The sequence below is a fragment of the Aeromonas sp. R7-1 genome, from assembly GCF_040908115.1.
GTDB lineage: Bacteria > Pseudomonadota > Gammaproteobacteria > Enterobacterales > Aeromonadaceae > Aeromonas > Aeromonas caviae.
This window is the reverse complement of the sequence record NZ_JBFODD010000055.1, coordinates 70,535-94,118: the sequence shown is the minus strand read 5'-3', so window position 1 is coordinate 94,118 and position 23,584 is coordinate 70,535. Positions and strand designations below refer to the sequence as shown.

19 protein-coding genes are annotated in these 23,584 nt (G+C 60.9%); 9 read left to right on the top strand and 10 right to left on the bottom strand.

Annotated features, from left to right (window positions below):
- Positions 1–14 precede the first annotated feature (14 nt).
- Together mnmG and mioC are read right to left on the bottom strand one after the other, a co-directional pair.
- Complete coding sequence (gene mnmG, locus AB5Y51_RS16435; RefSeq protein ID WP_368178749.1) at positions 15–1,904, bottom strand: tRNA uridine-5-carboxymethylaminomethyl(34) synthesis enzyme MnmG; 1,890 nt, start codon at positions 1,902–1,904, stop codon at positions 15–17.
- A gap of 508 nt (positions 1,905–2,412) precedes the next feature.
- Entirely contained in the window at positions 2,413–2,862 is a 450-nt protein-coding gene (mioC, locus tag AB5Y51_RS16430; RefSeq protein WP_048209373.1) for an FMN-binding protein MioC, read from the bottom strand.
- Positions 2,863–3,233: 371 nt separating this feature from the next.
- Between mioC and AB5Y51_RS16425 the strand changes: the two genes are divergently transcribed.
- The 5 genes from AB5Y51_RS16425 to fhuB are packed head-to-tail and all read left to right on the top strand — an operon-like array spanning position 3,234 to position 10,773.
- Positions 3,234–5,342 (top strand): TonB-dependent siderophore receptor, encoded by a 2,109-nt coding sequence (locus AB5Y51_RS16425; RefSeq protein ID WP_368178748.1) that lies wholly within the window; start codon positions 3,234–3,236, stop codon positions 5,340–5,342.
- 60 nt (positions 5,343–5,402) lie between these two features.
- Positions 5,403–7,049 carry a multidrug ABC transporter permease/ATP-binding protein gene (locus tag AB5Y51_RS16420; protein ID WP_368178747.1) on the top strand — a complete coding sequence of 549 codons (1,647 nt, stop codon included), beginning with the start codon at positions 5,403–5,405 and terminating at the stop codon, positions 7,047–7,049.
- 46 nt (positions 7,050–7,095) lie between these two features.
- Positions 7,096–7,860 carry an ATP-binding cassette domain-containing protein gene (locus AB5Y51_RS16415; RefSeq protein WP_010672275.1) on the top strand — a complete coding sequence of 255 codons (765 nt, stop codon included), beginning with the start codon at positions 7,096–7,098 and terminating at the stop codon, positions 7,858–7,860.
- 31 nt (positions 7,861–7,891) lie between these two features.
- On the top strand, positions 7,892–8,794 hold the full coding sequence (locus AB5Y51_RS16410) for an ABC transporter substrate-binding protein (protein ID WP_368178754.1): 903 nt from the start codon (positions 7,892–7,894) through the stop codon (positions 8,792–8,794).
- Positions 8,791–10,773 carry a Fe(3+)-hydroxamate ABC transporter permease FhuB gene (gene fhuB, locus AB5Y51_RS16405; protein ID WP_368178746.1) on the top strand — a complete coding sequence of 661 codons (1,983 nt, stop codon included), beginning with the start codon at positions 8,791–8,793 and terminating at the stop codon, positions 10,771–10,773. The genes AB5Y51_RS16410 and fhuB overlap by 4 nt, the downstream gene beginning before the upstream one ends.
- A 71-nt stretch (positions 10,774–10,844) precedes the next feature.
- Here the strand turns inward: fhuB and mnmE are convergent, their stop codons facing one another.
- From mnmE to AB5Y51_RS16365, 8 genes are all read right to left on the bottom strand, one after another.
- Positions 10,845–12,206 (bottom strand): tRNA uridine-5-carboxymethylaminomethyl(34) synthesis GTPase MnmE, encoded by a 1,362-nt coding sequence (gene mnmE, locus AB5Y51_RS16400; protein WP_368178745.1) that lies wholly within the window; start codon positions 12,204–12,206, stop codon positions 10,845–10,847.
- A 109-nt stretch (positions 12,207–12,315) separates the two neighbouring features.
- Positions 12,316–13,962, bottom strand: a complete 1,647-nt coding sequence (yidC, locus tag AB5Y51_RS16395; protein ID WP_010672279.1) for a membrane protein insertase YidC — start codon at positions 13,960–13,962, stop codon at positions 12,316–12,318.
- A gap of 5 nt (positions 13,963–13,967) precedes the next feature.
- Positions 13,968–14,216, bottom strand: a complete 249-nt coding sequence (gene yidD / locus AB5Y51_RS16390; protein WP_010672280.1) for a membrane protein insertion efficiency factor YidD — start codon at positions 14,214–14,216, stop codon at positions 13,968–13,970.
- Positions 14,183–14,542: a ribonuclease P protein component gene (gene rnpA / locus AB5Y51_RS16385; protein ID WP_010672281.1), complete on the bottom strand. Its 360-nt coding sequence runs from the start codon at positions 14,540–14,542 to the stop codon at positions 14,183–14,185. The genes yidD and rnpA overlap by 34 nt, the downstream gene beginning before the upstream one ends.
- Positions 14,542–14,676, bottom strand: a complete 135-nt coding sequence (gene rpmH, locus AB5Y51_RS16380; RefSeq protein WP_005307156.1) for a 50S ribosomal protein L34 — start codon at positions 14,674–14,676, stop codon at positions 14,542–14,544. Before rpmH ends, rnpA begins: the two co-directional genes overlap by 1 nt.
- 269 nt (positions 14,677–14,945) lie before the next feature.
- Positions 14,946–15,680: an amino acid ABC transporter ATP-binding protein gene (locus AB5Y51_RS16375; RefSeq protein WP_010672282.1), complete on the bottom strand. Its 735-nt coding sequence runs from the start codon at positions 15,678–15,680 to the stop codon at positions 14,946–14,948.
- Between the two features lie 12 nt (positions 15,681–15,692).
- On the bottom strand, positions 15,693–16,361 hold the full coding sequence (locus tag AB5Y51_RS16370) for an amino acid ABC transporter permease (RefSeq protein WP_010672283.1): 669 nt from the start codon (positions 16,359–16,361) through the stop codon (positions 15,693–15,695).
- Positions 16,362–17,120, bottom strand: coding sequence for an amino acid ABC transporter substrate-binding protein (locus AB5Y51_RS16365; RefSeq protein ID WP_010672284.1), 759 nt, complete (start codon positions 17,118–17,120; stop codon positions 16,362–16,364). It lies immediately after the preceding gene.
- Positions 17,121–17,430: 310 nt separating this feature from the next.
- On the opposite strand from AB5Y51_RS16365, the gene dnaA reads away from it, so the two are divergent.
- From dnaA to gyrB, 4 genes are all read left to right on the top strand, one after another.
- The gene (gene dnaA / locus AB5Y51_RS16360; RefSeq protein ID WP_039040645.1) at positions 17,431–18,801 is read left to right on the top strand and encodes a chromosomal replication initiator protein DnaA; all 1,371 of its coding nucleotides are present in this window, start codon (positions 17,431–17,433) and stop codon (positions 18,799–18,801) included.
- 83 nt (positions 18,802–18,884) lie between these two features.
- Entirely contained in the window at positions 18,885–19,988 is a 1,104-nt protein-coding gene (gene dnaN / locus AB5Y51_RS16355) for a DNA polymerase III subunit beta (RefSeq protein WP_039040646.1), read from the top strand.
- 2 nt (positions 19,989–19,990) lie between these two features.
- Positions 19,991–21,094 (top strand): DNA replication/repair protein RecF, encoded by a 1,104-nt coding sequence (gene recF, locus AB5Y51_RS16350; protein WP_010672287.1) that lies wholly within the window; start codon positions 19,991–19,993, stop codon positions 21,092–21,094.
- A complete protein-coding gene (gene gyrB / locus AB5Y51_RS16345; protein WP_042016138.1) occupies positions 21,091–23,502 on the top strand; it encodes a DNA topoisomerase (ATP-hydrolyzing) subunit B in 2,412 nt (803 codons plus the stop codon). The genes recF and gyrB overlap by 4 nt, the downstream gene beginning before the upstream one ends.
- The last annotated feature ends 82 nt before the right edge of the window (positions 23,503–23,584 follow it).

Below are 23,584 nucleotides of genomic sequence, written 5' to 3'. Positions count from 1 at the left end.
CAACGGGGAATTCCTCAGGCGGTTTTACGCAGCAGGCCGTGTTTCTTCAGGTGCACCAGCAAGATGGAGATGGCGGCAGGGGTGATGCCGGAGATGCGGGACGCCTGACCAATGGTCTCTGGCTTGGCATCGTTGAGCTTGGCGATCACCTCGTTGGAGAGACCGTTCACGTCGCGGTAGTTCATATCCAGCGGCAGCAGGGTGTTTTCGTTGCGCAGCTGTTTCTCCACCTCGTCGTGCTGACGCTCGATGTAACCGGCGTACTTGATCTGGATCTCCACCTGATCCGCGGCAGCCGCATCGGTCAATGCAGGCCCCACCCCCTTGATGGCCATCAGGGCATCGTAGGTCACCTCGGGGCGACGCAGCAGCTCTTCCAGGCTCTGCTCCCGGGTCAGGGGAGTGTTGACCAGGGCGTTGACGGCCTCCAGAGACGGATGCTGCGGGTGGATCCAGGTCGAGCGCATGCGCTGACGTTCCTGCTCCACCTGTTCCACCTTGGCATTGAACAGGCTCCAGCGATGATCATCCACCAGACCCAGCTCGCGGCCGATGGCGGTCAGGCGCAGATCCGCGTTGTCTTCCCGCAGCAGCAGGCGATATTCGGCACGACTGGTGAACATGCGATAGGGCTCGCGGGTTCCCAGGGTGGAGAGATCGTCCATCATCACGCCCATGTAGGCCTGATCCCGGCGTGGGTGCCAGGCTTCCTTGCCCTGGGCGCGCAAGCCCGCGTTCAGACCGGCCATCAGGCCCTGGGCAGCGGCCTCTTCATAGCCGGTGGTGCCGTTGATCTGGCCGGCGAAGAAGAGGTTCTCGATGCACTTGCTCTCCATATTGGCCTTGAGATCCCGCGGATCGAAGAAATCGTACTCGATGGCGTAGCCAGGGCGGGTGATATGGGCATTCTCGAAGCCACGGATCGACCGGACGATCTGCACCTGCACGTCGAACGGCAGGCTGGTGGAGATCCCGTTCGGGTAGAGCTCGTGGGTGGTCAGGCCTTCCGGTTCCACAAAGATCTGGTGCGCCGTCTTGTCGGCAAAGCGGGTGATCTTGTCTTCGATCGACGGGCAGTAGCGCGGGCCTATCCCCTCGATCACCCCGGCGTACATGGGGCTGCGATCCAGGTTGTTGCGGATCACCTCGTGGGTCTGCTCATTGGTATGGGTCACGTAGCAAGGCATCTGGCGCGGATGTTGGCTGGCGTTGCCAATGAAGGAGAAGACCGGGCGAGGATCGTCACCATGTTGCTGCTGCATCACGGAAAAATCGACGGTGCGTGCATCGATGCGTGGTGGCGTGCCCGTTTTGAGGCGATCGATGCGCAGCGGCATTTCACGCAGGCGCTGGGCGAGGGCAATTGAGGGAGGATCCCCGGCGCGGCCCCCTTTGTAGTTCTCCATGCCGATGTGGATCAGACCATTGAGGAAGGTGCCAACGGTCAGTACGACCGTCTTGCCGCTGATGCGGATCCCGCTCTGGGTAACGACCCCGGCGACGCGATCCCCGTCCATGACCAGATCGTCGCAGGCCTGCTGGAAGATCTTCAGGTTCGGGTAGTTCTCCAGGGTCTGACGCACCACAGCCTTGTACAGCAGGCGATCCGCCTGGGCACGAGTAGCCCGCACCGCAGGGCCCTTGGAAGAGTTGAGCGTGCGGAACTGGATCCCGCCGAGATCGATGGCCTGCGCCATGATCCCGCCAAGGGCGTCGACTTCCTTGACCAGGTGTCCCTTGCCGATCCCGCCGATCGCCGGATTGCAGGACATATGCCCCAGCGTATCTATGTTGTGGGTGAGCAACAGGGTATTGAGACCCATGCGGGCTGCCGCTGTTGCTGCTTCGGTTCCTGCATGACCGCCACCGACGACGATCACATCAAATTGTTCATGGTATTGCATTGGGGATCACCTTGATCTGCACGCCTGAAGATCTTTGTTTGCCTGGTCTGAAGGGCGGATCATTCTATCTGTTTAGCATCCGGAGGGGAACGTCTACTTCAGGATCAGTATGGATCAGGGATCGGTTAAATAGATCTTAAGGATCTTTAGATCGATCTTTTATTGGATCTTTTATTAGGATCCACGACTTCTGTTGATAAGGCATTTTTGATCATAAAGATCATTCGGTTAAGGTCGATCGCTGCTTGTGGAAAAGCTTGGATCCGGAGGAGGCGAACGGGGGGATAACATGGGTTTTTATACACAGATACATGGTTGGCAAGATCTAATACATGAATAACTATAGGTTTTACAGAGCTTAGCACCTAAGTTATACACAATTATCCGAGCTCATGTGGGGAGCTCTCGGGAAAAACTTATCCGGATCCCCCTGTTAATAACCTGGTGGATAGGGATCTGGGGATAACCAGGGAGATCGGGGGTCGTGACCGGATCTCCCTGGCCCTGATCAGCCGATCAAGGTCATCCAGTCGTGGATCCAGGTTTCTGCGGCATCTTCCGGGATCTCGTGCTGGGTGACGTCTATCTCCAGACGCTCCCCGATCCGGTTTGCCCCGCACTCTGCCAGCAGCCGATCCAGCGTCTTGCCGCCCTGGCAGAAGGTGTCATAGCTGCGATCCCCCAGGGCGATCACTCCGTACTTGAAGGCGGCGAGATCCGGCTGCTGTTCGGCAAGATCCTGGGCAAAGGGCTGCAGATTGTCGGGTACATCCCCCGCACCATGGGTGGAAGTGACCACCAGCACGATGGCTCCTGGCTCGGTCAGGATCCTGGCCAGGCTGGCGGGGTTGTGGATCTCCGCCTGGTGGCCCGCCTGTTCAAGCAGGCCGACCACATGATCTGCGACATATTCGGAGGCCCCCAGCATGGAGCCGACGACGAGGTTGAGTTTGGCCATGGAATGGATCCTGATGTCATCGAAAAAGTGAAGAGCGGGGATCTTACCGCCAAAGTATGTGGATAAATATGGATAAAGCTTGGGGATAAGGATCCTGCCCACTTTTTTGTTGCCAAAACCGGTCTCGTGGCCGTCATGCTGCCTTCTTTCCGCCTGTTGTGACCTCATCGCACCTTTCGTTGTCAAACGACACTTCAAAACATCAATTAACAATGCAGATGCAAATGATTAGCAATTATTGAATCGATTCGATCACGGCACCTGTAGTAGCATGGCGCTGCTTTATTCGCCTGAGGCGCCGGGCTGACCGGTCCAATTGGGCACCCATAATAAGAAATCAAACATAACTTATTGATATTTGAGACACTTATATGATTGCGCAAAAAAATACCCCGAATGCCGTGATGCGAAAGAGAGGCGCACAGCTGCTGCCGCTCTCCTGTCTGCTGGCGTCCCTGCCCGTGTTGGCGGCGGAACAGACGGATAAAGAGTTGCCCAAGGCGGGTGAAACCATGGTCGTGACCGGGACCGCCATGAAGGTCGAGGTCCCCATGGCAGAGACCCCCCGTGCCGTCTCCGTGGTCAATCGCGAAGAGCTGGACCAGCACGCCGTACTCAAGCTCGACGAGTCCCTGCGCTATCGCTCCGGCGTCCTGTCCCAGTCCTATGGTTCGGACACGGATGCTGACTGGTTCAAGGTGCGCGGCTTCGATGCGGCTTCTTACCTGGATGGCAACCGCCTGTTCAGCACCGGTTACTATGTCTGGACCCCGGAACCCTTCGGCCTTGAGAGCGTGGAAGTGCTCAAAGGCCCGGCCTCCATTCTGTATGGCGAAGCCCCTCCCGGAGGCGTCATCAACGCCATCAGCAAGCGTCCGACAGCGACCCCGCAGGGTCTGGTGAACCTGCAACTGGGCAACCGGGATCTGCGCCAGGTCGGGGTGGATGTCTCCGACACCCTTACCGACAACAGCCGTTATCGTCTGGTGGCCCTCTACAACGAGCGGGACGGCGTGCTGGATGGCACCTACAACGAGCGCGCCTATCTGGCGCCGAGTGTGACCCTGGATATTTCTGATCGCACCACGCTGACGCTGCTTTCCAGCTTCAAGCACGATGAAGGGGTGCCGACCAACGGCTTCTTCCCGGTTTACGGCACCCTGAATACCTCCGGCGGCCAGATCGATCCCTCCACCAACCTGAGCCAGCCGGATTACGATCGCAATCGCAATACCCAGATCTCCGCCGGGTACGAGCTGGCCCACCAGCTCAACCAGACCTGGGAGTTCAAGCAGAACGTTCGCTTCAACTACAACGATCTGCTGCTGCGCCAGACCTATATCTTCCCGACCTATGAAGGCACCACCGCCTACCGCGGCCTGGTCTACCGGGATGGGGATACCAAGAGCGCCACCATGGACAACCAGATGGTGGGCTACTGGAACACCGACAGCACGGAGCAGACCCTGCTGCTGGGGGTGGATCTGCAGCGCCATGTGAATGAAGGCCAGGAAGCCGACAACTATGGCATGGGCGCCATCAACACCATGAACCCGGATTACAGCGGTTTCCCCGGTTTTGATGAATCCACTGCGACCCATCAGAAGAGCACCAAGGGTCAGAGCGGCCTCTATGCCCAGCACCAGATCCGCTGGGATGATCGCTGGCTGCTGACCGCGGGCGGTCGTTTCGATTACGTGGAAACCCACAACATCAGCGAAGCCAAGAGCAAGAACGAGAAACAGTACGACGACAACCTCTCTCTCTCCGGCAGCCTGATGTACCTGGCCGACAACGGTCTCTCCCCTTACTTCGCCTATGCGGAATCCTTCGAAGTGCTGCCGGGGATAGACCCCAACACCGGCAACTCCTACAAGCCGCTGGAAGGCAAGCTCTACGAGACCGGGGTCAAGTACGCACCCAGCTTCCTCGATGGCTACATCAACCTGGCGCTGTTCGATCTGGAGCAGACCAACTCCCTGGTCTCTACCGGCTCCGGCCAGCAGACCCAGGCCGGTGAAGTGACCTCCCAGGGGGTCGAGCTGGAAGGGAGCGTGCAGGCCACCGAGGCGTTGCGCCTGACCGCTGCCTATACCTATACCGATGCCAAGACCAACGACACCGGCAACGGCGATCGTCGTGCGAGCCTGATCCCGCGCCACCAGGCCTCCTTCTGGGGCAACTACAAGGTGCAGCAGGGCCCGGTATCCGGTCTTGAGCTGGGTTCCGGCGTGCGCTATGTGGGTTCCAGCGTCGGCATCGGCGCGGTGAATGCGGACTACTCCCCCATCTATGGTTCCGCCCAGGTACCGGCACACACCGTATGGGATGCGATGATCGGGTATGACTTTGCCAAGAACTGGCGTGCCCAGATCAACGTCAACAACCTGCTGAACGACACCTATGTGGCGAGCTGCGACTACTACTGCTACTACGGCGAGCCGCGCAGCATAGTCGGCACCGTCAACTACCGCTGGTAAGCGACAGGCCGGGCGGGGGCGAAGGCTCCCGCCCTCCTTCCATTCATCTACAGGCCTGTCATGGAACTCTTGTCACTGGTTTATCGCCAATACCGTTGGCCCTTCATCGCCATTACCCTGCTCAGCCTGCTGAGTGCTGTCAGCGGGATAGGCGTCATTGCCTTCATCAATCAATCGCTTATCGAATCAGTCGGGGATCCGCTGCCGATCCTGGGTCAGCTTGTCGGCCTTGTCTTGCTGCTGCTGGTGATCACGCTCGGATCCCAGCTGGCCCTGACCACCCTGGGTCACCATTTCGTCTACCGGTTGCGTGGCCGCCTGCTCAAGCAACTGCTGGATACCGACGTCGCCCGTCTGCGTCAAATAGGGCAGGGGCCGCTCCTGGCCTCCCTTTCCAGCGACATCGGTCAGATCACCATCGCCTTCGTGCGCCTGCCGGAGCTGGTACAGGGCCTGGTGCTCACCCTGGGCTCCATCATCTACCTTGGCCTGCTCTCTCCCGCCTTGCTCGGTGTTACCGCCCTCTGGGTCACCGTGACCATGGTGGTGGGCTGGCTGCTGGTGAACCGGGTCTATCGCCACCTGGCGCACATGCGCCAGGCCGAAGACAGGCTCTACCAGAACTACCAGTCCATCATCGCCGGGAGCAAGGAGCTGGCGCTCAACCGCGAGCGTGCCTACTTCGTCTATCACCAGCTCTATGAGCAGAATGCCCGGGACTACCGGGAGCAGATCATCCGCGCCGATACCTACCACCTGAGCGCGGTGAACTGGTCGAACATCATGATGCTGGGTGCCATCGGCCTGGTCTTCTTCCTGGCCAACGGGCTGGGCTGGGCCAACACCAATGTGGCCGCCACCTTCGCCCTGACCCTGTTGTTCCTGCGCACTCCCTTGCTGCAAGGTATCGGAGCCTTGCCGACCCTGATCGCCGCCCAGGTGGCGTTCGACAAGATAGCTGCCCTCAATCTGGCAGAGCCGGACGAAGCGTTCCCGTTGCCGCCTGCGCCTCGCTCCTGGCAGCGCATCGAGCTGGAGCAGGTGAGCTTTCACTATCAGGGGGAGGGCGGTTTCTCCGTGGGCCCCATCAATCTGGTGATCGAGCGGGGGGAGCAGATATTCCTCATCGGTGGCAACGGCTCCGGCAAGTCGACCCTGGCCATGCTGCTGACCGGGCTCTATCAACCGGTCTCTGGCCGGATCCTGCTGGATGGGGAGCCGGTCACCGATCGCAACGGCTATCTGGGGCTCTTCTCCGCCATCTTCACCGACTACCACCTGTTCCAGCATTTGCTGGGGCCCGAGCCGAAAGAGGCGTTGGTCGCCGAGTGGCTTGAGCGGTTGCAGATGGGCAGCAAGCTTGCCATCGAGGATGGCTTCATCGCCGATATCGACCTCTCCCAGGGCCAGCGCAAGCGGGTCGCCCTGCTGCTGGCCCTGGCAGAGCAGCGGGAGGTGATGCTGTTCGACGAGTGGGCCGCGGATCAGGATCCCCAGTTCCGCCGCATCTTCTATCAGGTGCTGTTGCCGCGTCTCAAGGAGATGGGCAAGACGGTGATCGCCATCAGCCACGACGATCACTACTTTTCTCTGGCCGATCGCCTGCTGGAGATGCGCCAGGGCCGCCTCACCGAACTGACCGGCGAGCAGCGCGAGCAGGTGAGCCGGGATGCGGTCGCCCATCTGGATGGCAAGGTGCCGGCCTGATGCTGGCATCGATGAGACTGGCAGCAAGCCAGCACAGGAATTGCTTATGTTCGAGATGAAATCCGCCAGCTTCGCGGTCAATGACCGCACGCTGCTGCACCCCACCAGCCTTCGCTTCGAGCAAGGTCGGGTCTATGGCCTCATCGGCCACAACGGGTCGGGCAAATCGACCCTGATCAAGCTGCTGGCGCGCCAGCAACCCCACAGCGGCGGGGAGATCCTGTTCGATGACCAGCCGTTGTCTGCCTGGGGCAACCGGGAGTTTGCCCGTCAGGTGGCCTATCTGCCCCAGCACCTGCCGAGTGCCGAAAACCTGCTCGGCCGCGAACTGGTGGAGATGGGGCGCTACCCCTGGCGCGGCCTGCTGGGCCGGATGGGAGCGGAAGATCACCGTCAGGTGGAGCGGGCCATCGCCCTGACCCACACCGAACGCTTTGCCGATCGGCTGGTGGATACCCTCTCCGGCGGTGAGCGGGGACGAGTCTGGCTCGCCATGCTGCTGGCCCAGGAGAGCCGTTTCATCCTGTTGGACGAGCCGCTGGCCGCCCTGGACGTGGCCCATCAGGTGGAGGTGCTCACGCTCGTCAAGCAGCTCAGCCGCCAGCTCAACCTCGGGGTCATCATCGTCATTCACGACATCAACATGGCCTCCCGTTTCTGCGATCGGCTGGTGGCGCTGCACTCCGGCCGTCTGCTGACCCACGGCGAGCCCGAACAGATCATGACAGGGGAGACCCTGAACGCCATCTATGGCATCCCCATGGAAGTCATTCGCCATCCGGCCCATGACCACGCCATCGCCATCGTCTGACCGGGGGCCGCTCTTGAACCGTTTATTGAAGATGGCGCCCTGTCTGCTCAGTCTGCTGCTGCCCCTGGCAGGGGAGGCCGGGCAGCTTGTCACCGCCACCGACGCCACCAGCGCCACGCCCCGCATCGCCACCGTGGACTGGACCATAGCCGAGACCCTGCTGGCCCTGGGGGTCACCCCGATGGCGGTGGGGGATGTGGCCCCCTATCGCGCCTGGGTCGGTGAACCCCAGCTTCCTGCCGGGGTGATCGATATCGGGCTGCGTGCCCAACCCAACCGGGAACTGCTGGCGGAGCTCAAACCGGATCTTATTCTCATCTCGCCGCTGGCGGCCCCCCTGGCGCCGACCCTCTCCCGCATCGCGCCGGTGCACTCCATCGCTCTGTATGAACCGGGCACCGATCTGTGGCAGCGACTGCGGGAAGCGACCCTGACCATCGCCGCCCTGGTCAACAAAGAGGCGGAGGCCGAACGCCAGCTCGCCGCGCTGGAGCTGGATCTGGCACAGATGCAGGCGGCGCAGCCCGCCGATATGCCCCCCTTGCTGGTGGTGCAATTCATCGATGAGCGCCATGTGCGGGTGTTTGGCCGTGGCAGCCTGTTCGAGGCAGTGATGCAGCGCCTCGGCCTTCGCAACGCCTGGCAGGGAGAGACCAATGCCTGGGGATTCTCGGTCGCGAGCCTGGAGCAGTTTCTCGGGATGCCGGAGGCCAGGCTGGTGGTGGTGGACCCCGTGCCCGTAGGAGTTGGTGAAAAACTTCAGGAGCCTGGATTGTGGCAGCATCTCCCGCTGGTACAGAACAATCCGGTGATCCATCTGCCTGCGACATGGAGTTTTGGTGGCATATTGGCGGCCCGCCGCTTCGCCACCCTGCTGGACGGTGCCTTGCGGGAGCAGGCTGTCCACAGAGCAACCGGGGGATCAAATCAATGAGCTCTTCTCTTTCTTCGCCCCTGCTGCGTCCGGGTCTCTGCCTGTTGGTGCTGACACTGGGGCTGGCTTGCGCCGAGCTGGCGCGTCAACTGCCGGGGGCGCTCTGGTGGCAGGCCCTGTTCTCCCCCGAGCTGGACGATGCCCGTCAGGCGGTGGTCCATTTCAGCTGGCTGCCGCGCCTTGCCATCTGCCTGCTGGCCGGTGCCGCCCTCGGGCTCGCCGGTACCCTGATGCAGCAGGTGCTGCGCAATCCCCTGGCCTCGCCCACCACCCTGGGGGTGGCCTCCGGCGCCCAGCTGGCGCTGATGATGGTGACCCTGCTCGCCCCCTCCTGGCTGCTGATCGGGCGGGAGTGGATCGCCATGGCCGGGGGAAGCCTGGCCATGGGGCTGGTCTTCGCCCTGGCCTGGCGCCGTCAGCTCAATCCCGTGGTCATCGTCTTTGCAGGGCTGGTGATCAACCTCTATCTGGCCGCCATCAGCATGGGATTGCTGCTGTTCTTCCAGGAGGAGCTCAAAGGGTTGCTGGTGTGGGGGAGCGGATCTCTGGCCCAGAACAGCTGGAGCGGCGTCGGCTATCTGCTGCCACGGTTGCTGCTGGCCGCGATGCTGGCGGTGGTGCTGGTGCGCCCGCTGGCTGTGCTGGAGCTGGACGATGCCAGCGCTCGCAGCCTGGGGGTCTCCCTCAAGCATCTACGCCTGGCTGGTCTGGGTCTCGCCGTGTTCGTCACCGCCTGCGTGGTGAGCGTGGTGGGGCTGATCGGTTTTATCGGGCTGGCGGCGCCCGCCATGGTGCGGCTGCTGGGGGTCAGAAAACTGGCCCAGCGGCTGCTGTGGGCGCCCATCCTCGGCGCCCTGTTGCTGGCGGCCACCGATCTGCTGCTGCAGACCCTGAGCCGGTTCTGGCCTGTGCTGATCCCGACCGGCGCCATGACGGCCCTGTTGGGGGCGCCGCTGCTGCTCTGGCTGATCCCGCGTCTTGGTATCAAGCAGAGTGCGCCTAAGGCGAACTCCTCCCTGCAGTTGGCCCGCCATCCGGCGCCAACTCGCCTTGTCGGCCTGATGGTGTTGGGGCTGGCTGCGGCGGTGATCGCCTCCCTGTTGTTTGGGCAGGGAATGGGCGGCTGGGGCTGGCCGAGCTGGCTGCGGTGGCAGGTCCAGCTGGAGTGGCGCTTGCCGCGCACGCTGGCAGCGGGTGCCGCAGGCGTGTTGCTGGCGCTGGCAGGCACCCTGTTGCAGCGAGTCAGCAACAACCCTATGGCGAGCCCCGAACTGCTGGGGGTGAGCGGTGGCACCTTCATGGGGGTGATTGCGGCGGCCCTGTTGCTGCCCGCCTTGCCGCTGCCCATGATGCTGCTGGGGGGGCTGGTGGGCGCCTTCGCCTGCCTGTTGCTGCTGGTGCTTATCAACCGGCGCAACGGCTTCCAGCCGGAGCGGATACTGCTGTCTGGCATCGCCATCACGGCGCTGTTCGAGCCGTTGCAGGCCATCGCCCTGGCCAACGGCGACCTGCGGGTGCAGCAACTGCTCTCCTGGATGTCCGGTTCCACCTATTACGTCACCCAGCCGGTGGCCCTTGCCCTGGTGGTGTTGGCGCTGCTGATGCTGGCAGCCTGCCTGCTGGTGAGCCGCTGGCTCGATCTCATGCCCATGGGGCCGGCGGTAGCGACGGCTCTGGGGATCCATCTCGGCCGTGCCCAGCTCACCATCCTGCTGCTGGTGGCCGTGCTCACCGCCAGTGCCACCATGGTGATAGGCCCGCTCTCCTTTGCCGGTCTGCTGGCGCCGCACCTGGCCAGATTGATGGGGCTGGTGAGGGCGCGCTGGCACCTGCTCGGCGCCGCAGGCTGTGGCGCTTTGCTGATGGTGTCGGCGGACTGGATCGGCCAGCAGATCCTCTTTCCCCAGGAGGTGCCCGTCGGTCTGGTCTCCACCCTGTTAGGGGGTGCTTACTTCATGTGGTGCCTGCGCCGCCTCTAGGTTGATGGATGAAAAGCGCACAAAAAAAAGCCCGGGATGAACCCGGGCTTTTTATTGCCTACCGTGCGGCGCTATTTGCCGATGCAGAAACTGGAGAAGATGCGGCCCAGCAGATCGTCGGAGCTGAACTCGCCGGTGATCTCGGACAGGGACTCCTGGGCCAGGCGCAGCTCCTCGGCTACCAGTTCGCCAGCCACATAGACCTCAAGCTGCTCCCTGGCTACCAGCAGCCGTTCGGCGGCACGCTCCAGTGCGTCCAGGTGGCGGCGGCGGGCCATGAAGCCCCCTTCGGTGTTGCCTTGGAATCCCATGCAGGCCTTGAGGTGCTCGCGCAGTGCGGGCAGCCCCAGCTCGGTCTTGGCGGAGATGCGATAGACGGCGTGGCCCTGCTCCTGGCTCGGTGCCAGGTCCTCGCCGGTCAGGTCCGCCTTGTTGCGCACCACGGTGAGGCCGATGTTTTTTGGCAACCGATCAACGAATTCCGGCCAGATGTCGTGGGGATCGACGGCATCCGTGGTGGTGCCGTCCACCATGAACAGCACCCGGTCGGCCTGTTCGATCTCGGCCCAGGCACGCTCGATGCCGATCTGTTCCACCTTGTCCTGGGTATCGCGCAGGCCCGCGGTGTCGATGATGTGCAGCGGCATGCCATCCAGATGAATGTGCTCGCGCAGCACGTCGCGGGTGGTACCGGCGATCTCGGTGACGATGGCGGACTCGCGGCCTGCGAGGGCGTTGAGCAGGCTCGATTTGCCGGCGTTGGGACGACCGGCGATCACCACCTTCATCCCCTCTCGCAGCAGGGCACCCTGCTTGGCCTCGCTGCGTACGTCGTCCAGCTCGGACATGATGGCGTAGAGGTCACCCGCCACCTTGCCGTCGGAGAGAAAGTCGATCTCTTCATCCGGGAAGTCGATGGCCGCTTCCACATAGATGCGCAGCCGGGTGAGACTCTCCACCAACTGCTGAACCTTGCCGGAGAACTGCCCCTGGAGGGAGTGCATGGCGCTGCGGGCGGCCTGCTCGCTGGAGGCTTCGATGAGATCGGCGATGGCCTCGGCCTGGGCCAGATCCAGCTTGTCGTTGAGGAAGGCGCGCTCGCTGAACTCGCCCGGGCGGGCGGGGCGGATGCCATCGATCTGCAGGATGCGGCGCACCAGCATGTCCAGGATGACGGGGCCGCCATGGCCCTGCAGCTCCAGCACGTCTTCGCCGGTGAAGCTGTTGGGGGCCTTGAACAGCAGGGCGATGCCCTGATCCAGCGCCTGGCCCTGCTCGTCCCTGAACGGCAGATATTCGGCATAACGCACCCTGGGGAGCTTGCCGAGCACTATCTCGGCGACCCGCTCGGCGGCAGGGCCGGAGACGCGGACTATGCCGACGCCGCCACGGCCGGGGGCGGTGGCCTGGGCCACGATGGTATCTGTTGTCATCTTGCTTGACTCGCTGGTTGGCTGAATGAGTAAGAGGGTGGGGGACATTGTAATAAAAAAGGCGGCCCGAAGGCCGCCTCTTTTGTCATCAGGAAAGATGGGCTGCGCATCAGTTGCGTGAGTGCAGGCCTTTCTTCTCCAGCTGACGATAGATGATGGTCTGCTGGATGATGGAGATGACGTTGCTCACCAGCCAGTACAGAGTCAGACCTGCCGGGAACCAGAGGAACATGAAGGTGAAGATGATCGGCATGAACTGCATCACCTTCTGCTGCATCGGGTCCGTGATGGTGGTCGGGCTCATCTTCTGCAGATACCACATGGAGGCACCCATGAGGATTGGCAGCACGAAGAAGGGGTCCTTCACCGACAGGTCGGTGATCCACAGGGCGAACGGCGCGTGGCGCAGCTCGACAGACTCCATCAGTGCCCAGTAGAGGGCGATGAAGATGGGCATCTGTACCAGGATGGGCAGGCAGCCGCCCAGCGGGTTGACCTTCTCCTTCTTGTACAGCTCCATCATGCCCTGGGACATCTTCTGGCGATCGTCACCGAAGCGTTCCTTGAGCGCAGCCAGCTTGGGCTGGAGCATGCGCATCTTGGCCATGGAGGTGTACTGGGCCTTGGTCAGCGGGAACATGATGCCGCGCACCAGCAGGGTCAGCATGATGATGGCCAGACCCCAGTTCTGGACGAAACCGTGGAACACGGTCAGCAGCCAGTGCAGCGGTTGGGCGATGAACCAGAGCCAGCCGTAGTCGACGGTCAGATCCAGGTGGTTTGCCACCTTGGCCATTTGATCCTGCAGCTTGGGACCGATCCACAGCTTGCCGCTCACTTCGGCCTGCTGGCCGGCAGCGACGTCAACCAGCGGCGCCTTGTAGCCGATGATGGCCTGGTCCTTGCCCGGGATCACGCGGCTGTAGAAGCTGTTGGTGTCGTTGGCATTCGGGGCCCAGGCAGAGACGAAGTAGTGCTGCAGCATGGCGACCCAACCACCCTGGGTGGTCTTGTTCAGGTCGGCATCCTTCATCTCGTCGAAGGTGTACTTCTTGTAGCGGGAGTCTTCGCTGGAGAAGGCACCACCACGGTAGGCACTGGCCACCATGGCATGACCTTCCTGATCCTTCGGCGTGGTCATGGTCTGCTTCAGCTGACCGTAGAACTGTACCTGGACCGGCTCGGCAGACTTGTTGTCGATCTTGTAGTCGACGCCCACGGCGTAATCACCGCGCTTGAGCACGAACTCCTTGGTGAAGACCACACCCTTGCTGTCGGTCCAGGTCATCGGAACGACGACTTGATCCTGACCATCGGCCAGCTGATAGCTGGTCTGGGCGGCTTCATAGGTGGGACGACCCTGGGCCTGGCTGTCCGGACCATTGCGACCGACCAGACCGCTCTGGGCCACATAGAGGTGGGCAGGCTGGCTGGTCAGCAGGGTGAACGGCTGTTCCTTGCCTTCTTCCAGCTTGTGGGCCAGCAGCTCGGCAGAGACGATGTCACCGCCCTGGGTGTCCAGGGTCAATTTGAGCACGTCGGAGGAGACGGTGATCAGCTTGCGCGCGGCGTTACCATTTGCTTGCTCGGAAACCTGAGGAATATCACCGGTCTGACCGGCTTCAGGTACGAAATGTTCGGTTTGGGCCACGGTAGTCGGGGCCGGCTTCGGAGCCTTGTCGGACTCCCACTGTTGCCAGAGCAAGAAGCTCACGAACAGCAAACCGATCAGGAGTAAATTGCGTTGTGATTCCATAGTCTTCAGTTTCTTCGCTTTGGTTGCGGAACCGGGTCATAACCACCCTCGGATAAGGGATGGCATTTTAATAGACGTTTGCTGGCTAACCAAACGCCTTTTATGAAACCGTGAAGTCGGATTGCTTCTATCGCAAATTGGGAACAAGTCGGGGTGAAACGGCAGCGCGGCCCGAGCAGGGGACTAATGATTAGCTGATACAGGCGTATCAGTTTGATTGCTACCCATTGCAACGGCGTGACAGAGTGCGCCATAGCTTTTCCAGTAACTTGAACAGCGCTTCGTTGTCCATCTCCTTCACGCCACCCTTGGCGATCACGACGATGTCGATAGCGGGCAGATTGGCTTGATTGAGGCGAAAACTTTCCCGAACCACTCGTTTTACACGGTTGCGCCAGACGGCACGCTTGAGCGCCTTTTTGGGCACGGCGAGGCCAAGACGGGGGTGTTCGAGGGAGTTGGGGCAAGCAAGAAGCGTAATTTGCGGAGAAGCGGCCCGGACAGGCTCGGCGAAAACGCGTTTGAAGTGTTCGGGAGTTAACAGACGTAACTCCCGAGAGAAGGTGTGCTGGGTAGGCATTAGACTACCAGGCGGGCACGACCCTTGGCACGACGAGCGGCCAGAACTTTGCGGCCGTTGGCAGTAGCCATGCGAGCGCGGAAACCGTGAGAGCGCTTGCGCTTCAGGTTGGACGGTTGAAAAGTACGTTTCATGATTCGATTCCGTATTTCTGTACAGTTTTGATTGTCACACTTAGCCGACGCGCCAGCTATAGCGTGTGACGACTAGCAAAAGAGGCCGAATTCTAAACAGAGTTCAGCTTCTCGTCAATCCGCGGTTCCTTTCCATCTCGCCCCGTTCGTCGACCGAGCGGGATAATCTGGCAGGATCCGGAGGATCAAGGGCCCCGAATTATACTGGCAACCCGGGGTTAAACAAGGATCCCTCAAGAAAAAAGGCGGCCAGGCCGCCAAAGAGAGAGCTATTTAAGTACTTTGCGCAGGAACTCCCGGGTACGGGGATCCTGCGGATCGACCAATATCTGATCCGGCGGGCCCTGCTCCACGATCCGGCCTCCTTCCATGAAGATCACCCGATCGGCGACATCACGGGCAAACTCGATCTCGTGGGTCACCACTACCATGGTCTGGTGCTGGCGGGCGAGCTGCTTCATCAGGCCCAGCACCTCGTCGACCCACTCGGGATCGAGGGCGGAGGTGGGCTCGTCAAACAGGATCACCTTGGAGTGGGCCGCCATGGCCCGGCCGATGCCGACGCGCTGTTGCTGGCCGCCGGAGAGGGAGGCCGGGTAGGCATCCTGTTTCTCGGCGAGGCCGATGTCCTTGAGGATGCCCAGGGCAGTGGCACGAGCCTCCGCCTTCGGCTGCTTCCAGACGGTGATCAGCCCCTCGGCGATGTTGTCCAGCGCCGTCTTGTTGGCGAACAGGGCGTAGTTCTGGAACACGAAAGAGGCGCGTTTGCGCAGTTCGATGGCCTGCTGGTCGCTGGCCTTGGCCAGATCCACGGCGAGGTCATCGATGACGAGCCGCCCTGCATCCGGGGTTTCCAGCAGGTTGAGGCAGCGCAGCAGAGTCGACTTACCGGTACCGGAGGGGCCGATGATGACGACAATCTCCCCCTTCTTTACCTCAAGATCGATGCCGTTGAGCACCTGATTTCCGTCATAGGCCTTGGAGAGACCCGTTAGGTTGATCATGACAGGCCTCCTTTAATAAGCACGGTTCAGCCGCACTTCCAGCAGATGCTGCAAGCGGGTGAAGAAGATGACCACCACCCAGTAGATCAGCGCCACCGCCATGAAGCTCTCGAAGAACTTGAAGGAGGAGGCCGCTTCCATCTGGGCCTTGCCCATGATCTCCGCCACACCCAGGGTAAACGCCAGGGAAGTGCTCTTGATCATGTCGATGAAGTAGTTCATCAGCGATGGTGTCGCGATGCGGGCCGCCTGGGGCAGGATGATCCGCTGCATCGCCTGCAGCCGGCTCATGCCGATGCTGAGGGCGGCTTCCATCTGGCTCTTGTGGATGCCGAGAATGGCTGCCCGGATCGACTCGGCCATGTAGGCGGCGAAGTGCAGGGTCAGGCCGATGATGGCGGCGGTAAAGGCATCCATCCCCACGAAGATGGGGAAGAGCTGCGGCAGCCCGTAATAGAGCAGGAACAGCTGGACGAGCAGCGGTGTACCCCGGAAGAACGAGATATACAGCATCGCCAGCCAGTGAAGTGCGGGAACGCGAAACACCCGTACTATCGCCAGGATCAGCGACAGTACGAGTGCCAATACGAATCCCCACAGGGCCATTTCCATCGTGGTGCCCAGGTATTTGAGCAGGATGGGAAACAGCCCCAGCGTGTACTCGAGGTCAAATTCCATCATTTATTTGCTGGTGATGTCCGCTGCGAACCATTTTTCGGAGATTTTGGTCAGGGTGCCGTCTTTGCGCATGGCGGTGAGGGCATCGTCAACCTTCTTCAGCACGGCCTGCTTTTCCGGGGTCTTCAGGAAGGGCAGGGCGTTTTCGATGGTTTCGAACGGTGCACCGGCCTGTTGCAGCGGCAGCTTGGATTCCTTGATCAGCTGGGCGGTGGAGACGCGGTCCATCACGAAGGCGTCGATGCGGCCCAGGGCGACATCCTGCTCGAAGGCGGAGTCATAGGTACGGATATCGATCTTCTTGTTGGGGTCGTTCTTGCGCAGCAGCTCTTCGAAGTTGGAGCCCAGGTTGACGGCGACCTTCTTGCCTTCCAGGTCCTTGATGCCGTGGATGGTGTTGTTGCCTTTGCGGACCACGATCTGGGCACCGTCATAGACATAGGGCTGGGAGAAGGCGTACTTGGCCTTGCGCTCGTCGGTGATGGTGATCTGGTTGGAGATGGTGTCGACGCGGCCGGTTTCCAGCATGCCGAACAGGCCGGAGAAGCTGGCGGTCACGAACTCGACCTTGTAGCCGGTGCGCTCACCGATCTGGTTCCACATGTCCACTTCGAAGCCCTGCAGCTTGTCCTGCTTGACGAAGGTGAACGGGAAATATTTGCCGGACATGCCGACCTTGATGGTTTCCTGGGCGATGGCCTGGCCGGACAGGCTGGCCAGCAGAATGGCGGCGCCGGAAATCAGCTTGATGGTAGTTTTCATGGGGATTCCTCTCTCTGTAGTGCTGTATTTTTAGTTGTAATCACGGGTTGGCGCTGATGTTATTGGAATAAAATATAAAAAATAAATGATATTTGGTTATATAAAATAACTATGGTCGCAGCGCGCCATTCTGTCCACATTGCCGATATCCGGCTGTGGGTAACTTTGGGGATGAAATGGGATCCTGGGGCGTTGGATCCTTGAAAGTCAAGGATCTTATTTGCTGGATCCGTGCGGCTGCAACTGGAGATCCGGCCACTAAAAACGTAGAATAGCCGGTCTTTACTTAATCAATTGACGGGAGTCTAGAGTGACTGCTTCGCTATGGCAGCAGTGCCTTAACCGGCTGCAAGATGAGTTGCCCTCGGCAGAATTCAGCATGTGGATCCGGCCGCTTCAAGCGGAGTTGAGTGACAATACTCTGACCCTGTATGCACCGAACCGCTTTGTTCTGGACTGGGTACGCGACAAGTACCTGCTCCGGGTCAACGGCATCATCAACGAGCTGTGCGGAGCCGACGCTCCCACCCTGCGTTTTGATATCGGCAATCGCCCTCATCCCGTCGCGGTCGCCAGGGCGCCGGCCCGTGGTGTCGATCCTGTGAATAACTCTCCCAAGAGCTGGGAAAACAAGGCCGAAAACAAGCCCGAGCCAAACCACAAGAGCAACACCAACGTGAACTATACCTTCGAGAATTTCGTCGAGGGTAAGTCCAACCAGCTGGCCCGTGCGGCCGCCCGTCAGGTGGCCGACAATCCGGGTGGTGCCTACAACCCGCTGTTCCTCTATGGCGGAACCGGCCTTGGCAAGACTCACCTGCTGCACGCCGTTGGCAATGCCATCAAGGATCGCAAGAAAGACGCCAAAGTCATCTACATGCACTCCGAACGGTTCGTGCAGGACATGGTGAAGGCGCTGCAGAATAACGCCATTGAAGAGTTCAAGCGTTATTACCGTAGCGTCGATGCCCTGCTCATCGATGACATCCAGTTCTTCGCCAACAAGGAGCGCTCCCAGGAGGAGTTCTTCCACACCTTCAATGCCCTGCTTGAAGGAAACCAGCAGATCATTCTGACCTCGGACCGCTATCCGAAAGAGATCAACGGGGTGGAAGATCGTCTCAAGTCCCGCTTCGGCTGGGGACTCACTGTGGCGATCGAGCCGCCGGAGCTGGAGACCCGGGTTGCCATCCTGATGCGCAAGGCGGACGAGAACCAGATCCACCTGCCGGACGAAGTGGCCTTCTTCATCGCCAAACGGCTGCGCTCCAACGTCCGTGAACTGGAAGGCGCCCTCAACCGGGTGATCGCCAACGCCAACTTCACCGGCCGCGCCATCAACATCGACTTCGTGCGCGAGGCGCTGCGCGATCTGCTGGCCTTGCAGGAGAAGCTGGTCACCATCGACAACATCCAGAAGACGGTGGCGGAGTACTACAAGATCAAGCTGGCGGATCTGCTCTCCAAGCGTCGCTCCCGTTCCGTTGCCCGCCCGCGCCAGCTGGCTATGGCGCTGGCCAAGGAGCTGACCAACCACAGCTTGCCTGAGATAGGGGATGCCTTTGGTGGCCGTGACCACACCACGGTTCTTCATGCCTGCCGCAAGATCGAGCAGCTGAAGGAAGAGAGTCACGACATCAAGGAAGACTATTCCAACCTGATCCGTACCCTTTCTTCCTGATAACGGAACGGAGTGCACAGATGCAGATTGCATGTTCCAGCCTGATCCGAATCCTTTCCTCCCAATAACAACGGAGAGCACAGATGCAGCTCGAAATTAGCCGTGAGGCCCTGTTACGTCCCCTGCAACTGGTGTCCGGTGCCCTGGGTGGCCGGCCGACCCTGCCCATCCTCGGCAACGTCCTGCTCGATGTCAGCAATGGCCTGCTGTCGCTGACCGGGACCGATCTCGAGGTGGAGATGATCGGACAGGTCTATCTCAACAGCGACAGCCAGGATGGCCGCACCACAGTGCCGGCGCGCAAGCTGCTGGACATCTGTCGCGGTCTGCCGGAGGGGGCGGAGATCCGCCTCAGCACCGAGGGAGAGCGCCTCATCATCCGTTCCGGCCGCTCCCGCTTCAACCTGTCGACCCTGCCGGCCACCGAATACCCGAACATCGAGGATTGGGAATCTGTACTCGAGTTCGACATCAGCCAGCTGGAGCTGAAAAAACTCATCGACGCGACCCAGTTCTCCATGGCGAGCCAGGACGTGCGCTACTACCTGAACGGCATGCTGTTCGAGAGCGAAGGCCACGGCCTGCGTACCGTGGCGACGGACGGTCACCGGCTGGCCACCTGCCGCCGCGAGGTGGTGGGGGAATCGTTGCCCGATCATCAGGTCATCCTGCCGCGCAAAGGGGTGCTGGAGCTGGTGCGCCTGCTGGAAGCGGAAGACAAGCCGGTACGGCTGCAAGTGGGTCGCAGCAACCTGCGCGCCGCTCTGGATGGCTTCATCTTCACCTCCAAGCTGGTGGATGGCCGTTTCCCGGACTGGCGCCGCGTCATCCCGAGAGGGAGCGACAAGGCCCTGATCGCCGGTCGCGAGGATCTGCGCCAGGCCTTTGCCCGTGCCGCCATCCTCTCCAACGAGAAATTCCGTGGGGTGCGTCTCAATCTGCAGGAAAACCTGCTGCGCATCACCGCCAACAACCCGGAACAGGAAGAAGCCGAAGAGCTGCTTGACGTACAATACGCCGCTGGCGAGATGGAGATCGGCTTCAACGTCTCCTATGTGCTGGACGTGTTGAATACGTTAAAATGTGACCAAATCCGGATCAGCCTGAGCGATTCCATCAGCAGCGCCATTATTGAGGATTTTGAGAACCAAGATGCCCAGTACGTGGTGATGCCGATGCGGATCTAGTCGTGTCCCTGGTCAAACTCCAGCTCAGCGACTTTCGCAACATTCAGCACGCCAGTCTCGCGCTGTCTCCCGGCCTCAATATCCTGGTCGGGAGCAACGGTAGCGGCAAGACCAGCGTGCTGGAAGCCATTCATTACCTTGGTCTCGGCCGCTCGTTTCGTACCCATTTGACCGGGCGGGTCATCCGCCAGGGCGAGCGGGCCTTTACCCTGTTTGCCCAGTGCGAGCTGGAGGGGCGTCAGGTGCCCATCGGGCTTGCCAAGGACAAGGGGGGCGAAACCCAGCTCAAGATCGCCGGTGCCCAGGCCCAGCGCCTGGCCGATCTGGCGGAGCTGTTGCCGGTACAGTTGATCCACCCCGATGGTTTCAGCCTGCTGACCGGTGGGCCTCAGGCTCGCCGGGCCTGGCTGGACTGGGGTGTTTTCCATCAGGAGCCGACCTTCTTCTCCCTCTGGGGGCGGGTGCGTCGGCTGTTGAAGCAGCGCAATGCCTTGCTGCGCCAGAGCACCCAGTATCGTCAACTGGCATTCTGGGATCAGGAGCTGGTGCGACTGGGTGGCGAGCTGGCGGGGTTTCGCGCCAGTTATTGTCAGGCCATTACGCCCCTGATCAAGGAGATGACGGCAGATTTTCTGCCGGAGTTCGATATCAGTCTTGGATTCTATCGAGGCTGGGAAAAAGACACTCCCCTCGATGCATTGCTGGAGGCGGGGTTCGAACGGGATCGTTCGCTGGGGTACACTGGGGTCGGTCCGCAGAAGGCGGACGTGCGGCTCAAGGCGAACGGCGTGCCCGCGCAGGATATTTTGTCCAGGGGTCAGCTGAAGTTGCTGGTCTGTGCCATGCGGCTGGCCCAAGGGCTCTATTTGAATCAACATAGCAGCCGCGGCTGTATTTTTTTAATTGATGATTTTGCCTCTGAACTGGATGTCGACAAACGTCGTCTGCTGGCCGCAAGGCTGAAGCAGTGCGCGTCCCAGGTGTTCATCACCGCCATCGATACCGGTCAGCTCGCAGACATGATGGATGCGAGTGACTGCAAGCTGTTCCACGTGGAACAAGGCAAGATCTCCGAAACGTTAGAGAAGGCAGAGAGTAAGCTATGAGTGAAAATACTTACGACTCCTCGAATATCAAGGTGCTCAAGGGCCTGGATGCGGTCCGCAAGCGCCCGGGGATGTATATCGGCGATACGGACGATGGATCGGGCCTGCACCACATGGTGTTCGAGGTCGTCGACAACTCCATCGACGAGGCTCTGGCTGGCTACTGCTCCGATATCCAGGTCAAGATCCATTCCGACGGCTCCGTCTCCGTGCGCGACAACGGTCGCGGTATTCCGGTGGACATCCACCCGGAAGAGGGCCGTTCGGCCGCTGAAGTCATCATGACCGTGCTGCACGCCGGCGGCAAATTCGATGACAACTCCTACAAGGTGTCCGGCGGTCTGCACGGTGTGGGCGTCTCTGTGGTGAACGCGCTTTCCGACAAGCTGCTGCTGACCATCCGCCGCAACGGTCATGTCTACGAGCAGACCTATCACCTGGGCGAGCCGCAGGCACCCCTCAAGCAGATTGGTGACAGCACTGGCACCGGGACCGAAGTCCGCTTCTGGCCGAGCCCGACCATCTTCAGCGACACCCTGTTCCACTACGAGATCCTGGCCAAGCGTCTGCGCGAGCTCTCCTTCCTCAACTCCGGCGTCTCCATCCGTCTGATGGACGAGCGTGATGGCCGCGAGGCACACTTCTGCTACGAAGGGGGCATCAAGGCCTTCGTCGAGTACCTGAACCAGAACAAGACCCCGATCCATCCCAAGGTGTTCCACTTCACCACAGAGCAGGACGGCATCGGTGTTGAAGTCGCCATGCAGTGGAACGACGCCTATCAGGAAGGGGTCTACTGCTTCACCAACAATATTCCGCAGCGGGATGGCGGTACCCACCTGGTGGGCTTCCGTACCGCGCTGACCCGGACGCTGAACAACTACATGGACAAGGAGGACTACAGCAAGAAGGCCAAGTCCGCCGCCAGTGGTGACGACGTCCGTGAAGGTCTGATTGCCGTTATCTCCGTCAAGGTGCCTGACCCTAAGTTCTCCTCCCAGACCAAGGACAAGCTGGTCTCGTCCGAAGTGAAGACCGCCGTGGAACAGGCGATGGGTGAGAAGCTGGCCGACTTCCTGCTGGAAAACCCGGGCGACGCCAAGATCGTGGTCAACAAGATCATCGATGCGGCCCGTGCCCGTGAAGCGGCCCGCAAGGCCCGCGAACTGACCCGCCGCAAGGGCGCGCTGGATATCGCCGGTCTGCCCGGCAAGCTGGCGGACTGTCAGGAGAAAGACCCGGCGCTCTCCGAACTCTACATCGTGGAAGGGGACTCTGCTGGCGGCTCCGCCAAGCAGGGTCGCAACCGGAAGAACCAGGCCATCCTGCCCCTCAAGGGCAAGATCCTGAACGTGGAGAAGGCCCGTTTCGACAAGATGATCTCCTCCCAGGAGGTGGGTACCCTGATCACCGCCCTGGGCTGTGGCATCGGTCGCGACGAGTACAACCCGGACAAGCTGCGCTATCACAACATCATCATCATGACGGATGCGGACGTCGATGGTGCGCACATCCGTACCCTGCTGCTGACCTTCTTCTATCGTCAGATGCCGGAAATCATCGAGCGTGGCTATGTCTTCATCGCCCAGCCGCCGCTCTACAAGGTGAAGAAGGGCAAGCAGGAGCAGTACCTGAAAGACGAAGACGCATTGTTGCAGTACCAGACCGCCATGGCGCTGGACGGTGCGACCCTGCACGTCAACGAATCTGCCCCGGCCATCGGTGGCGAGGCGCTGGAGCGTCTGGTCAACCAGCATCGCTCCGTGACTCACCTCATCACCCGCATGTCCCGCCGCGCCCCGGAAGCCGTGCTGACCCAGCTGATCTATCAGCCTGAGTTGAACGAAACCCTGCTGGCCAGCGAGAGCGATCTGCAGGCCTGGTGCCAGAGCATGGAAGCCGTGCTCAACGAGAGCAACCACGGTATCCAGTACCAGATGCAGGTACGCCGCGACGAGGAGCGCAGCCTGTTCGTGCCCCACGCCGTGGTACGCCAGCACGGGGTCGACCGTGAATATCCGCTGAGCTATGACTTCCTGCAATCCTCCGAGTACCGTCAGCTGGTCTCCCTGGGCAAGGAGATCGCCAACCTGATCGAGGAAGGCGGTTACATCAAGCGTGGCGAGAAGGTGAAGCCGGTCGCCAGCTTCGTTGAAGCGGTCGAGTGGCTGATGGGCGAAGGCAAGCGTGGCATCTACATCCAGCGCTATAAAGGGCTGGGGGAGATGAACCCGGAGCAGTTGTGGGAAACCACCATGGATCCGGAAGCCCGTCGCATGCTGCGCGTCACCATCGACGACGCGGTCGGCGCCGACCAGCTCTTCTCCACCCTGATGGGGGATGCCGTAGAGCCCCGTCGCGACTTTATCGAGACCAACGCCCTGCGGGTTGCCAACCTCGACGTCTAATCAGACGGTCCGACAACCATCAAAAGCCGCTCCTCGTGAGCGGCTTTTTGTTTTCTGGATGGAAGGGAGAGGGCGCGTTCCA